The 13476-nt window shown below is 62.8% G+C and carries 15 protein-coding genes, 1 pseudogene and 1 riboswitch; of the genes and pseudogenes, 6 read left to right on the plus strand and 10 right to left on the minus strand.

What is annotated here, in order from left to right; all coding sequences use genetic code 11:
• Window positions 1-14: 14 nt before the first annotated feature.
• Complete coding sequence (locus QMK50_RS00730) at window positions 15-287, minus strand: cytochrome C oxidase subunit IV family protein (RefSeq protein WP_320334479.1); 273 nt, start codon at window positions 285-287, stop codon at window positions 15-17.
• A gap of 201 nt (window positions 288-488) precedes the next feature.
• On the opposite strand from QMK50_RS00730, the pseudogene QMK50_RS00735 reads away from it, so the two are divergent.
• Window positions 489-785 (plus strand): annotated as a pseudogene (locus tag QMK50_RS00735) (c-type cytochrome); the annotation flags it as partial.
• A gap of 210 nt (window positions 786-995) precedes the next feature.
• Here QMK50_RS00735 and QMK50_RS00740 read toward each other — a convergent pair.
• Window positions 996-1439: a hypothetical protein gene (locus QMK50_RS00740; RefSeq protein WP_320332215.1), complete on the minus strand. Its 444-nt coding sequence runs from the start codon at window positions 1437-1439 to the stop codon at window positions 996-998.
• Between the two features lie 190 nt (window positions 1440-1629).
• Window positions 1630-1822: riboswitch (cobalamin riboswitch) on the plus strand.
• Between the two features lie 144 nt (window positions 1823-1966).
• On the opposite strand from QMK50_RS00740, the gene QMK50_RS00745 reads away from it, so the two are divergent.
• Genes QMK50_RS00745 through QMK50_RS00760 form a run of 4 tightly spaced genes read left to right on the plus strand, consistent with a single transcriptional unit; the run spans window position 1967 to window position 5228 of the window.
• Window positions 1967-2980, plus strand: a complete 1014-nt coding sequence (locus QMK50_RS00745) for an ABC transporter substrate-binding protein (RefSeq protein ID WP_320332216.1) — start codon at window positions 1967-1969, stop codon at window positions 2978-2980.
• Window positions 2977-3993: an iron ABC transporter permease gene (locus QMK50_RS00750; protein ID WP_320332217.1), complete on the plus strand. Its 1017-nt coding sequence runs from the start codon at window positions 2977-2979 to the stop codon at window positions 3991-3993. The genes QMK50_RS00745 and QMK50_RS00750 overlap by 4 nt, the downstream gene beginning before the upstream one ends.
• Window positions 3990-4781, plus strand: coding sequence for an ABC transporter ATP-binding protein (locus tag QMK50_RS00755; RefSeq protein WP_159996071.1), 792 nt, complete (start codon window positions 3990-3992; stop codon window positions 4779-4781). The genes QMK50_RS00750 and QMK50_RS00755 overlap by 4 nt, the downstream gene beginning before the upstream one ends.
• Window positions 4782-4802: 21 nt before the next feature.
• Window positions 4803-5228 (plus strand): pseudoazurin, encoded by a 426-nt coding sequence (locus tag QMK50_RS00760; protein WP_159996073.1) that lies wholly within the window; start codon window positions 4803-4805, stop codon window positions 5226-5228.
• Window positions 5229-5232: 4 nt separating this feature from the next.
• On the opposite strand, the gene QMK50_RS00765 is transcribed toward QMK50_RS00760, so the two are convergent.
• On the minus strand, window positions 5233-5736 hold the full coding sequence (locus tag QMK50_RS00765) for a GNAT family N-acetyltransferase (protein ID WP_320332218.1): 504 nt from the start codon (window positions 5734-5736) through the stop codon (window positions 5233-5235).
• Window positions 5737-5896: 160 nt separating this feature from the next.
• Here QMK50_RS00765 and QMK50_RS00770 point away from each other — a divergent pair, with 160 nt between their 5' ends.
• Window positions 5897-6700 carry an alpha/beta hydrolase gene (locus QMK50_RS00770; protein ID WP_320332219.1) on the plus strand — a complete coding sequence of 268 codons (804 nt, stop codon included), beginning with the start codon at window positions 5897-5899 and terminating at the stop codon, window positions 6698-6700.
• Window positions 6701-7582: 882 nt separating this feature from the next.
• Here the strand turns inward: QMK50_RS00770 and QMK50_RS00775 are convergent.
• The 7 genes from QMK50_RS00775 to QMK50_RS27305 form a co-directional block, all read right to left on the minus strand.
• Window positions 7583-8623 carry an ABC transporter substrate-binding protein gene (locus QMK50_RS00775; protein WP_095171876.1) on the minus strand — a complete coding sequence of 347 codons (1041 nt, stop codon included), beginning with the start codon at window positions 8621-8623 and terminating at the stop codon, window positions 7583-7585.
• 73 nt (window positions 8624-8696) lie between these two features.
• Window positions 8697-9866, minus strand: a complete 1170-nt coding sequence (gene argE, locus QMK50_RS00780; RefSeq protein WP_320332220.1) for an acetylornithine deacetylase — start codon at window positions 9864-9866, stop codon at window positions 8697-8699.
• Window positions 9859-10533, minus strand: coding sequence for a DUF1028 domain-containing protein (locus QMK50_RS00785; RefSeq protein ID WP_320332221.1), 675 nt, complete (start codon window positions 10531-10533; stop codon window positions 9859-9861). Before QMK50_RS00785 ends, argE begins: the two co-directional genes overlap by 8 nt.
• A gap of 10 nt (window positions 10534-10543) precedes the next feature.
• Complete coding sequence (locus QMK50_RS00790) at window positions 10544-10954, minus strand: RidA family protein (protein WP_003182257.1); 411 nt, start codon at window positions 10952-10954, stop codon at window positions 10544-10546.
• On the minus strand, window positions 10954-12324 hold the full coding sequence (locus tag QMK50_RS00795) for an NAD(P)/FAD-dependent oxidoreductase (RefSeq protein ID WP_320332222.1): 1371 nt from the start codon (window positions 12322-12324) through the stop codon (window positions 10954-10956). The genes QMK50_RS00790 and QMK50_RS00795 overlap by 1 nt, the downstream gene beginning before the upstream one ends.
• 251 nt (window positions 12325-12575) lie before the next feature.
• A complete protein-coding gene (locus QMK50_RS00800; RefSeq protein ID WP_413787316.1) occupies window positions 12576-13241 on the minus strand; it encodes an XRE family transcriptional regulator in 666 nt (221 codons plus the stop codon).
• Complete coding sequence (locus QMK50_RS27305) at window positions 13242-13418, minus strand: hypothetical protein (RefSeq protein WP_413787286.1); 177 nt, start codon at window positions 13416-13418, stop codon at window positions 13242-13244.
• Between the last annotated feature and the right edge of the window lie 58 nt (window positions 13419-13476).

Consider the following 13476-nt stretch of genomic DNA (forward strand, 5'->3'; position numbering starts at 1 on the left):
TTATTTCAGGTTAATTAACCGACCAACACCAGCGTCAACCCCACAACCACCGCCAACACCAGCGCCCAGCTCAACATCAACCGCCGCCAAAGTCGCAGCGCGTGGCGCATCTCCATGAAGCCATCGGTGATCAACCACGCTTTGCCGACCGCCACCAGCAAAATGACCACCGACAGCAGCCACGTCGCGCCCATCTGTGCCAGCACCACCGTGCACACGCTTAACGTGGCCAGCGCTGCCCAGCAGACCAGCAAGAACCTGGAAGCGGTTCGATCGGGTGTTCGCAAGACTGGGTACGGTCCATGGGCTGCCTGTTCCAAAAGCGGATTCAAGGAACACGCTACGGGCCCCTGCGACAACCTGGCAAGTGAGATGGCCGGCAAACTTGATCGTCGTCAAGCGAACATTGGCCTGCTCGGGCATAGCCGTGCACGGCACTAAGAACCTGCGTTCTGCGCTGCAGTTTCAGCACATCGCAAAGGTCTTGCCTGAGGAGAAATGGAGTGCTGATCAGCAATAGAAAAACGTTTGCTCTGACTGGTTGCGCCGGCTGCCACGGTGTTTTGCGCAAAGGGGCCACGGGCAAACCGCTGACACCGGACATCACCCAGTCCCGTGGGCAACCGTTTCTCGAGGCATTGATTACCTACGGTTCGCCGGCGGGCATGCCGAACTGGGGAACGTCGAATGCGCTGACCAAGGATCAGATCACGTCAATGGTCAAGTTCATTCAGCACACGCCGCCGACGCCACCGGAATGGGGCATGGCCGAGACGCTGAAAACCTGAAAAGTGTTGGTCAAACCTGAAGTTGGGATCGAGTACGCCCTGATCGCAGCGGGCGATCAGCTCGCCGGGGTTGTGTAGGATATCGAGCATGACGGGGCTCCGAGACTGGCTGCGGATCAACAGTGTCGGGGTTAGACGATCAATACGCCTTGATTTGCGTCAAGCACAAGCAAAGTCCTGGAAGGACAGACCACCGGTCAACGCCGATCACCAGGTCAGATAGAACATAGCCTTGGCCAGCAGCACGATAACGATCATGTGACAGAACAGGCTGGCGTGTATGAACCGCAGGTATCGCGGGCTCATTCGGCCACTTTTGAACAAAAACATGGCCATCAGGAAGTGCAGCAGTACGCTTGCGGCCACCACGATTTTCAAGGCCAGTAATGTGCCGAACGATGAAGCCCATGGTGCGCCAAGGACTGGCAGGTAGCGCAGCCAGACCATGCCCAGCCCCGCACTGAATAACACCAGCAGCACCCACGGCATCAGCGAACGCGCGCGCCGACCGATGCCCTGCTCGACCAGCAGCATGACCCTGGCGGGTAGCTGTTTGCGGATGTTTTCCAGGAACAGGACCTCAAAGAACACCGTGCCGATAAAGATCAGGGCGGCAAACAGGTGCAGCGTCAGAAGAAGCGGATAGATCATGGTGGCTTCGCCTAGAGTCAAGACAACCCGCTACGCCACAAGCGCACGGGATGTCGGTCTCTAGAGACTACAGAGCCGCCCGTTCCATGTGGTTGACATCGATCAAGTAAGCCACAACGCCCCCACTCTGAATCGCCGCGGGTTTTGTAGCCCGTGAACAGAACATAGGTTCGCCTCCCCCCCCCCAATCGACTACCATGCCGCCGCCGGTTTCCACTTGGGAATAATAGGGAATCCGTGATGCGTGCAACGCATCAAACGGAACTGCCCCCGCAACTGTAGGTGCTGAGCCTGCTCCTCAACTGCCACTGGGATCACCCGGGAAGGCTGGAGCACGCCATGACGCATCAGTCAGGAGACCTGCCGGCGACGCAACAATCACTAACCGGCGGGGTGTCCGGGAGGGGCATCCTTGCGCGTGCGTCACTTTGGTGATCGACCCCTGCCCGGCTTTTCGGCAGCGCTCGTTGATGTGTTTCCAGGCCCTACACCCCTGCTCCGTGTACGGTTCAAATGGAGATTGCATCATGCTGCTGCCCCGCGTTGTCGCCCTCGCCACGGGCCTGGGTCTTTGTTCACTGGCCCAGGCTGCGCCCACTCAGTACCCGCTGACGCTGCAAAACTGTGGCAGCACACAGACCTTCGCCCACGCCCCGGCTCGGGCCGTGACGATTGGCCAGGCCGGGACCGAAATGCTCTTTGCCCTGGGGCTGGGAGACAAACTGGTCGGCACTTCCCTGTGGTTCAACGATGTGTTGCCTCAGTACCAGGCGCAAAACGCCGGGATCGAACGCCTGGCCGATAACGATCCGAGTTTCGAGTCGGTAATCGGCAAGCGCCCGGAGTTGGTCGCCGTCGAGCTGGAGTGGATGGTAGGTCCGCAAGGGGTGGTGGGTACACGGGAGCAGTTTGACGAGCTGAAGATTGCGACCTACCTGATGCCCTCGGACTGTGAGTCCAAGGACAATCTGGTGGGGGCCGACGGTACTCGCCTGGCGCCGTTCCGGGTCGACAGTCTCTATAAGAGCATCAGCCAGCTAGGGGAGATTTTTGATGTCCAGGAGCGGGCGCAGCAATTGAACGCGCAACTCAAGGCCAGCCTGGCCAAGTCGGTGGCCACGGTGCAGAACCAAGACCTGAAGCACACCAGCGCACTGGTCTGGTTCTCCAGCGCCAGCCTGGATATCGACCCCTATGTCGCCGGGCACAAGGGCATTCCCGACTTCATGCTCAATACCCTGGGCGTGCGCAACGTGGTGGAGTCCGACGAAGAGTGGCCAAGCGTCGGCTGGGAAACCATTGCCAAGGCTAACCCGACCTTCCTGGTCATCGCGCGCATGGATCGTCGCCGTTTTCCAGCCGACGACTATCAAAAGAAACTGCAATTCCTGCGCAGCGACCCAGTGACCCGCAACATGGACGCGGTGAAGCACAATCGCATCATTATCCTCGACGCCATGGCCATGCAGGCCAGCGTGCGGATGTTCGACGGCCTTGAAACCCTGGCTACCGCCCTCAACAGCTACAAACTGGCGCAATGACGACGATGCTACTGCGCACCTCATTGGCACTGGCGACCCTGCTGTTCGCGCTGATTGCCGGTGTGACCATCGGCGAAACCAGCATTGAACCGACGGTGGTGTTCCAGGTGCTGGCCAACAAGCTGTGGGCCGCCGGTTATGCCCTGGACCCCATCGACGAAGGCATCGTCTGGAACTACCGCTTGACCCGCGCACTGGTGGCGGCGGCGTGCGGTGCGGGGCTGGCAACTTGCGGGGTGATCCTGCAATCGCTGTTGCGCAACCCATTGGCCGATCCCTACTTGTTGGGGATTTCCGCGGGGGCGTCGACAGGCGCAGTGCTGGTGGCGTTGCTGGGCCTGGGCGCCGGGGCGATCTCAATGTCGGCCGGGGCGTTTGCCGGCGCCGTGCTGGCCTTCGCCGTGGTGGTTTTGCTCGGCCGTGCCAGCGGCGCACCGGGCACTACCGGGCAGATCATCCTGGCCGGGATTGCCGGGTCACAACTGTTCAACGCACTCACGGCGTTTTTGATCACCAAGTCGGCCAGCTCCGAACAGGCACGCGGCATCATGTTCTGGTTGCTGGGCAATCTCAGTGGCGTGCGCTGGCCATCCGTGTGGCTGGCCGTGCCGGTGGCGCTGGCCGGTCTTGCGGTGTGCCTGTGGCACCGCCGCGCGCTGGATGCCTTCACCTTTGGCGCCGACTCCGCGGCCTCCCTCGGCATTGCGGTGCGTCCGGTGCAGTTGCTGTTGATCAGTTGCGCGGCATTGGTCACGGCGGTGATGGTGTCGATTGTCGGCTCGATCGGTTTTGTTGGGTTGGTGATTCCCCACGCAGCCAGGCTGTTGCTCGGGACTGGCCATACCCGTCTGCTGCCAGCCAGTGCGCTGGGCGGGGCGGTGTTTCTGATTGCCGCCGATGTGCTGTCCCGCACGCTGATCAAGGGCCAGGTAATTCCGGTCGGCGTGGTCACGGCGCTGGTCGGGGCGCCGGTGTTCGCGCTGATCCTGGTAGGAAGGAGGAATGCCCGATGACTGCAGCTGTGTCTGTTTCTCAACCCTGTGTATTGAGTTGTTCCGGTATCGGCTTTGCCATTCGCGATGCGCAGTTGCTGCACGACATTCACCTGGCCATTCACCGTGGCGAGACCCTGGGGCTGGTCGGGCCCAATGGCTCCGGCAAATCCACCCTGCTCAAGCTGCTGGCGGGGGTGCGTGCGCCCAGCCAGGGCGCCATCCATCTCAACGGCCAAAACCTCAAGACCCTGTCGCGGCGCACCATCGCGCAAACCCTGGCGGTGGTCGAGCAGCAGGCTGACACCCTCGATGCAATCAGCGTATTCGATGCGGTGGCCTTGGGCCGAACGCCCTGGCTGTCGGCCTTGAGTCCGTGGTCGGCGGCGGACGCGGCGATCGTCGAGCAAGCGCTGCGTGACGTCGATGCGGCTCACCTGAGCAGCCGCACCTGGCGCAGTCTCTCCGGCGGCGAACGCCAGCGCGTGCATATCGCGCGCTCCCTGGCGCAACGCCCGCAGATCCTGTTACTGGACGAACCGACCAATCACCTGGATATCCAGCATCAACTGGCGATTCTGAATGTGGTTCACGCATTGCCCGTGACCACCGTGATTGCCCTGCACGACCTTAACCAGGCCCTGGGCTGTGATCGGTTGGCGGTGCTCGAACGCGGAAGCCTGGTCGCCCTTGGCAAACCGCTTGAAGTGTTGACCCCAGAACGCTTGCTACACACCTTCGGGGTCCACGCGCATTACCTCACTGACCCCTTTGACGGCACGCAGATCCTGCGATTACGCGCCTCCTGACTCGTCTATGGATAGCCCACCATGCGTAGTGTTTCCCGCTCCTTGCTGCTCGCTGCAGTGTTGCTGTGCCCCACGGCATACGCCGAAGTCCATGAAGTAAAAATGCTCACCCGAGGCGCTGCGGGCAGCATGGTCTATGAGCCGGACTACCTGCAGGTGGCGCCTGGCGACACGGTCCGGTTCATCCCTGCCCAGAGTGGTCATAACGCCGCCTCGGTCAGCGAATTGCTGCCGGCCGGCGCGCAGGCATTCCAGGGCAAGATCAACCAGGTAGTGGAACAGGTATTTCAGGTCCCTGGCCTCTACGGCATCCAGTGCACCCCGCACCTGGCAATGGGCATGGTGATGTTGATCCAGGTGGGCGAGCCAGCAGCCCAACCGCCGGAGTTGCCAAGCGCCCTGCCCCCACGTGCGCTCGAGCGATTGAACAGCATCCTGCAGCGCTGAGCTTTCAGTCCGTGGGCAACCGACATTCCATATGGGTGGTCTGCCAAACCGGGTCGTCATCCACCTGGATCACGTTGAAACCGCGCTTGAGCCAGAAGTCGATGGCGCCCGGCAAGAACGGATGGGTGTGCAGATAGATCACCTCGACCCCGGCTTCCACGGCCGATGCCGCCAAGGCGCGGTACAGCTGGCTGGCCAAGCCCGCGCGGCGAAACTGCGGGAGGATGAACAGACGTACGACTTCCACCACCTTCAGCCCGGGATAATCGATGTGCGCAAAGCGCCGATCATAGGGCAGATAGCCGATTGAGGCGACGATTCGCCCGGCATGACGGGCCACCAGGAAGCGTCCCGCACCGTGCAGGTAAACCTGCTCAAAATTCGCCAGGTCATCCGGCGTGCCGGCTTCGCGCAGTTTCGGGAACAGCTCGGAGCGCGCCGCCAGGACGAACCCCAGGACCTGGGGAATGTCTGCGGCCACCACGGCCTCGATAGCTGTTTGATGCACATGCGCTCCGTAATTTTCGGGGGTGATTGCCACGGAAGACCGGGATAGACTGCGTTCGGCTCACTTACGCGAGACATCCAGCGTGGATCGCCAGCAAAGGCTAAACAGGCCAACAGGCCAACAGGCTACCGCACCCTGTTGGGCAAAAGGAGGATCATCAATGCCGGTGTCCATCAACCACGAAGACTTTTCGCTGACCACGCCCTACGGTCAGGTATTCGCACGCTGCTGGTACCCCAACAAGCAAGCCCAGGCTCAGCCACTGGCCCCGATCATCCTGCTCCATGACTCGCTCGGCTGCGTGGCGTTGTGGCGCGACTTCCCTGCCCTGCTGGCAGGCGCCACCCAGCGCAATGTCGTGGCCTACGACCGCTTGGGATTTGGTCGTTCAGACCCCCATCCTGGCGATTGGTCCAACGACTTCATCCGCCAGGAAGCCCAGCGCTACGTGCCGCTCGTGCGGGCAGGACTGGGCATCGAGCGTTTTATCGCCTTTGGTCATAGCGTCGGTGGCGCCATGGCCACCCACTGCGCCGCGTTGTTTCCCGAGCACTGCCTGGCGCTGGTGACCGAGTCGTCCCAGGCCTTTGTCGAGGAACGCACTGTCCTGGGCGTGCAGTTTGCTAAAGAGCAGTTCGAGCAACCGGGACAGATCGAGCGTCTGCGCAAATACCACGGCGAAAAGGCCCAATGGGTGCTGAATGCCTGGACGCAAACCTGGCTTAGTCCGACTTACGCTGACTGGACCATCGAGCAAGGACTGCCGGCGATTGGATGCCCGCACCTGGTGATCCACGGCGCAGACGACGAGTTTGGTTCGACCCAACATGCCCATCGATATGCCGGCCTGACTGGCGGGAGCAGTGAGATGCTGCTGATCAGCGATTGCATGCATGTGCCCCACCGTGAACAGCCGCAAACCGTGATTGATGCGGTTTGCCGTCAGCTGTCGTGCGTGAGCTAGACCGGACCCATCGCGGCATAGGTATCTACACAACTGTGTGTGCGACGTTGCACCTGTGGGCCGGCCAGGGGGTTGGATTAGGCCGAGTACATATCCATTTTTGCGGTAACGGCCACCTATGGTTCCGCCTGACGGCGGCTCACTTTTGAACAGCGCAAAAGTAAGCAAAACGCTCTTACCCCACCACTCGGTGCCTCGCTTAGGCTCGGCATGCCCGTACTCCGACATTGATTTGGGGGCCGCCGCAATGGGCCCTCCCTGGCCCAGTGCGGCTAAACCGGCGTCCTGCCGGTTTACCCCCCAAATCAATATCGAAGTACGGCCAGCGTGGTTAACGGGGCGCCCAGGATCAAAAACAAAGCGAGGCGGCCTTAGAGCCGACCTGATCGCTAAAGCATGCGCGGTGTAGCTTCTACTTCCTAAGACGCTGACGAAGTCAGCAATCTTTTGATCTGGCTCTGGCTTTTGATACTGGGCGCCCCGTTAACCACGCTGGCCGAACGCAGGCTTGAAGCCGTGGGTAACCCGGCAGGACGCCGGGTTAGCCGCCCCGCGCCATGGATGGCGCGTGGCGGCGGCCCACGGATTCAAGCCGGAGTGAGGGCACACCGAGCCCAAGCGAGGTGCCAAGTGGTGGGGCAAGAGCGTTTTGCTTACTTTTGCGCTGTTCAAAGTGAGCCGCCGTCAGGCGGAACCATAAGTGGCCGTTACCGCAAAAATGGATATGTACTCGGCCTAATCCAACCCCCCAGAGGCCCAGAGGTCACGACCCAAGCAGGTTCTCTCTCCACAGGTGCAACGTCAATGCCCATCGCGAGCAAGCCGCAAGCGGGCGCCCGCTCCCACAGGAATTGGAGATGCCTGTGGGAGTTGAGGTGGGGATTAGCGGGCAGCCCAGGCGTTGAAGCGTTGTTCCAGCTCCTCGCCATGGTCGACCCAGAACTCGGCGTTCACCGCTCCGGCGCCGGCCAGGTTGGCCTCGGCGGTGGGCAGTTGCGCCTGCACCGACTTGGGCAGCAAGGCCAGGGTCTGCAGGTGCACCGGCCCGTAAGGGATGTTTTGCGAGAACACTTTCTGCGCCTGGGGCTGACTGGCGAAGGCGATGAACTTCTCGGCCAGGGCCTTGTTCGGGGTGCCCTTGACCACGGCCCAGTATTCCGGGTCGTACAGGCTTTGTGGCCAGACGATGCTCAGTTTCATGCCCTCCTCCTGTGCCGAAGCAATGCGACCGTTGTAGGCGGCGCTCATCACCACGTCACCGGCCACCAGCCACTGTGCCGGCTGGGCGCCCGCCTCCCACCACTGGATGCTGGATTTGATCTGGTCCAGTTTGGCAAAGGCCCGGGTCACGCCCTGCGGGGTATTCAGGACCTTGTACAGCTCATCCATTTTCACCCCATCGGCCAGCAAGGCGATTTCCAGGGTGTACTTGGCGCTCTTGCGCAGCCCGCGCTTGCCGGGAAATTCGCTGACGTTCCAGAAGTCCGCCCAGTTCTGCGGCGCCTTGGCCAGCTTGCCCTGGTCAAAGGCCAGGACCATCGACCAGACATAGGTGGCAACCCCGCATTCGGTCAGTGCCCCCGGGACAAATTGCGCCGGGTCGCCCAGGGCGCTCAGGTCGAGTTTCTCGAACAGGCCTTCCTCGCAGCCGCGCAGCAGGTCCGGGCTTTCCACTTCGACCACGTCCCAACTGGTGTGACCGGCGGCCACCATGGCCTTGATCTTCGACAGTTCGCCGTTGTACTCACCGGCGACGATGTTGCCGGCACCGCTGGCGTTGAACGGCTGGAAGTAGGCCTTGTCCTGGGCCAGCTTGGTGGCCCCGCCAAAGGAAATCACGGTGAGGCTCTGGGGCGCGGCGCACACTGCACCGCTCAACAGGGCCAGGGCAAACGGAAGGCTGCAACGCAAGGATCTGGACATGGATCTGTTCCTCGATAATGCCGGTACGCACTGAGGCGGCGGCGGGACACGCATGGGCGGCCGGAGGGCCTTGTTATTGTTCTTCGGGTGCGCTCAGCCAGGCCGCCAGTCGATCCATCAGGCGGTCACAGGCGTGCAACTGCTCGACGCTGACGAACTCGTCGGGCTTGTGTCCTTGCTCCATGCTGCCGGGACCACAGACCACAGTCGCGATACCGGCCGCATCGAACAACCCACCTTCGGTGCCGAAGGCCACGGTGCTGAAGGCATCGCTGCCACACAGCCGGGCGATCAGGCGCGCGGCGGCGCTGTCCGCCGGGGTTGCCAGGCCCGGGTAGGCCGAGAGTTGTTCAAAGCGAATCGACGTCTCGGCCTTGATCGCCTGCATCGCCGGCAGCAACGTGGTCTTGGCGTAGTGCTGCAATTCATCGACCACCGCCTGCGGGGCGAAGTCCGGCAAGGCGCGCACTTCGAAATCGAAACGGCAATCGGCCGGCACGATGTTCAACGCCGTGCCGCCCTGGATCACCCCGACCTGTACGGTGGAATAAGCCGGATCAAAACGTGAGTCCTGCAGTTCCGGCTCGGCCAGGGTGGCACCGATCTCGCCCAGCCGGCCGATCAGGCGTGCGGCTTGCTCGATGGCGTTCACCCCGTAGGGGGCGTACGCCGAATGGCAGGCGGCGCCGTGCACATGGCAACGCATCGCTAACTTGCCCTTGTGGCCGAGCACCGGCTTGAGCTCGGTCGGCTCGCCGATCAGGCACAAGGCCGGCGCCGGGATCCGCTGGGGCAACAGCTCGAGCAAACTACGCACGCCCAGGCAGCCGACTTCCTCGTCATAGGACAACGCCAGGTGTACCGGCCGGCGCAAGTCGCTTGCCAGGAACAGCGGCACCGCCGCCAGGACCGAGGCCAGGTAGCCTTTCATGTCGGCGGTACCGCGCCCGAACAATTTGCCGTCGGCCTCGCTCATACAGAACGGCTCGACCGTCCAGGCCTGGCCGTCCACCGGCACCACGTCGGTGTGCCCGGACAACACGATGCCACCGGCCACCTGCGGGCCCATCGACGCCAGCAGATTGGCCTTGCTGCGTTCGGCGTTGTAGATCAGTTCGCAGTCCACGCCCAGGCCCTGCAGGTAGTCGCGCACGAACTCGATCAGTGCCAGGTTCGAGTCGCGGCTGACCGTGGCGAACCCTACCAGCCTGGCCAACAGGGCGCGGCTGCGCGGCTCACTCATCACCAGGCACTCCATAGCTGGGCGCCAGGGTTGGGTCGAGGGCGCGGGTCAGGTAGTCCTGCAGTTGGGGCTGGTAGGCGCGCCACAAGTTGCCCAGCTCATCGATCGGATTGTGTTCGGCCCAGTCAACCCGCAGGTCGACGATTGGCCAGGTCAGGTCATCGACCACCGACAGTGCTGCCGAATGCACCGTGCCAGCTTCGCCACCGGCCGCCTGGCCAGCTTGCAAGGCACTGAGTAAGCGGGCGGCAAGGCAGCCTTCGCTGTGCTCAAAGGCGGCGACCATGGCCTCGATCACCGCGCTGTTGGCCAATAGGTTGCCAGCGGCCACGCACTGCTCACCGGCCAGAGCGTTGTGGGTGCCCAGGGCTTGGCTGCCGCTGAACACGGCAGTCCGGCCTTGGGCATCCACCACCGCCACCTGGCGGTACTGGCTGTAGCCGTTGCGGGTCAGGGCCTGGTCCAGGGCCTGGGACGGCGCAGCGCCAGCGGCCAGGCCGTCGAGGATCTGCGGGCCGAGGGCCGGCAGGGTAATGTTCTGGCTCGACACCGCGCCGACACCGGCCCGCAGCCAAGGGCAACGAGCACCGACGGCGATGCTCGAGGAACTGATGGCGATGCCCAACTGGCCGGTCTCGGCGCAGCGTCCAACGATGGAAAAGGTCATGGTCGGTTCCTTATTCGGGGATCACGGCAATCACATCGATTTCCATCAGCCACTGCGGCTGGCCAAGGGCGCTGACCACCAGGCCAGTGGAAATCGGGAACACCCCTTTGAGCCATTTGCCGACTTCCTGGTACACCGGCTCGCGGTAGCGCGGGTCGATCAGGTAGGTGGTGGTCTTGACGATATGGCTCAGGTCGCTGCCGGCCTCCTCAAGCAACTGCTTGACGTTGCGCATGGCTTGCTCGGCCTGGGCCCGGGGGTCGCCGAGGCCCACCAGTTGCCCATCGAAGTCGGTGCCGACCTGGCCCCGCACGTACACGGTATTGCCGGCGCGCACGGCCTGGCACAGGTCGTTGTCCAGCGTCTGGTTGGGGTAGGTGTCTTTGGTGTTGAACATGCGGATGCGGGTATGAGTAGGCATCAACGAACTCCCATGCAGCTGGCTGGTTGGAGCGGTGCCGCGCACGCCTGCTCGGCATCGGCCTGGCGTTGCGCGGCATCTCGGTAGTTGAAGTAGGTGTGTTGTTTGACGATGTGGTCGGCGACGTGTTTGGCGTCGTGCCATACCCCCCAGATGAACGCGGAGCCGCGCCGGGACTGCCACGGCAAACCAACGAAATACACCCCGGGTTCGCTCGACACACCGCGCTGATGCTGGGGTTTGCCGTTGTCCTTGAAGGCGTTGACCTTCAACCAGCTGTAGTCGACCGTGTAGCCGGTGGCCCAGATGATGGTGCTGACCCCGGCCTTGGCCAGGTCGAGCTGCAGGATCGGCTGGCTGACACAGGCCGGATCGGGCAACAGGTTGCGGGCTTCGGGCTCCAGCGGCAGGTCGAGGCCGTTGCGGGCGATGTAGGCGTCTGCTGCATCCAGCAGGGCCAGGTAGTTCTCGTCGCCACGGGCAATGTTGTCGGCCAGGTTGTCAGCGAAGTTCACCACGCCACCGTTGAAGGATTCAGTCAGGCCGACCAGGGTCATGCCCTGCTGGGCGAGCCGACGAAAGTCGATGGTTTCACCCCCGCGGGCCCCACTCACGGCAATGGTCACGTGCTCCTTGCCCGGCTGCATGGCCTCGGCATCCCATTCGCCCAGCACCCCCAGCCACCAGCAGAAATCACGGTTGCGATAGGCACGCGGCGGCCGGTCGTGAGCCCCCACCGACAGGTACACCTGCTTGCCGGCGCGCTGCAGTTCATCGGCGATCTGCACCCCCGAGGAGCCGGCGCCCACCACCAGTACCGCGCCTGCGGCCAGTTGCTGCGGGTTGCGGTATTGCGCCGAGTGGATCTGCTGGACGCCGCTGATGGCCGGTGCAATCGGCGGGATCACCGGGCGCTGGAACGGACCGGTGGCGACCACCACATGCCGCGCTTCGATCAGCCCGGCACTGGTGTTTACAGTGAAGCCCGGACGGTCGGTATTGCGCTCGACGCTCTGCACGTCGACCCCGGTGCGGATCGGTGCATTGAATTTTTTCGCATAGGCTTCGAAGTAGTCCGCCACCTGCTCCTTGGCGGCAAAGGCGTCCGGGTCCAGGCCGGCAAATTCCAGGCCCGGAAAGCGGTCGTGCCACGCCGGGCCATTGGCAACCAGCGAATCCCAGCGCCCGGTGCGCCACGCTTCGGCGATCCGGTTGCGCTCCAGCACCAGGTGCGGCACCCCAAGCTTGCTCAAGTGCTCACTCATGGCCACGCCGGCCTGACCGGCACCCACAACAAGCGTATCAATTTGGATTTTCTCAACGGTCATGTCTGTGCACTTCTGAAAGTTGGAAGGGTTCAGATCGGTCATGGCTGGCGCCTCTGATGCAGATCATCGTGGTGCTGCGTTTGCGCTTACGGTGCGGGGGTGTTGGGCGCATTCTGTGACGCGCAGGGGATTAGCGAAATGATGTTTTATGTAGTCGCGAGCGAGGAAAAAGCGTGCCTGGGCGCAGGACGTTCATTGGGTTTGGCGATTCCGCCGGGGGTCGCTGCGCAACCCAACGCAGCCTTCGGCAGCTGCTACGGGATTGGGTGGGGCCTGGGACATTGCGTCCAGGCTCAGCGCAAACGATCGTGCAACCATTCCTCGAATCGTTGCTGCCCGTCACCCTCATGGCACGGCGCGTAATACACCAGGCGCAGGTGTCGGTCAGCGTCGATGGTCAGCATGGTGTGCTCAAACGACACCGCGCCCAGGTCCGGGAGCTGCAGGTGTCGAGTGCCCTGGCAAGGGCCATGGAGATCCTGGCGAAACCAGCCCTGACGGAACTCGGCGCTGATTTTCTCCAGGTCCTTGACCAATTCTGCGACATCGCTTTGCCGGGAGCCGTGCCCGAAATCCCGGCGAAAGCTCGACAACATCTGCAGTGCTTGTTCTTCCCACGGGTCGAACAGCGCGCGCACGTGTTCATCGGTGAACAGCATCCACAGCAGGTTGCGTTGCTCCGCCGGCTTGTCGGCAAAGTGAAACAGCTGCTCGCCGGCGGGGTTCCAGGCCAGCACGTCCCAGCGCAGGTTCAACACGTAGGCTGGGCGCAGCGTCAGGTCGGCGAGCAAGCGGTGGATGACCTTGGGCACCACGCACCAGGTCTGTGCCTGCTCGGCCGGCGCCCGCTGATAGGTCAGCAGGTACAGGTGCCGACGCTCCATGGGGTCCAGGTGCAGGACGCGACACAGATTGTCGAGGAAGGCCGGTGAAACGCCGATCTCGCGGCCCTGTTCCAGTCAGGTGTACCAGGTCAATCCGACGCCGGCCAACGCCGCGACCTCTTCGCGGCGCAAGCCGGGAGTCCTGCGGCGTCCACCGGCGGGCAATCCGGCCTGCTCGGGGGTGACGCGTTCACGGCGACTGCGCAGGAACGCCGCCAACTCCAGGCGGGTGCGCTCGAGTGTTCTACCCATTATCCGGTTACTCCTAGTAACAGCATAAACGGTAGATATTGTAACAATGATTAGCCTG

Origin of the sequence: Pseudomonas sp. P5_152 (assembly GCF_033989915.1) — a bacterium.
GTDB lineage: Bacteria > Pseudomonadota > Gammaproteobacteria > Pseudomonadales > Pseudomonadaceae > Aquipseudomonas.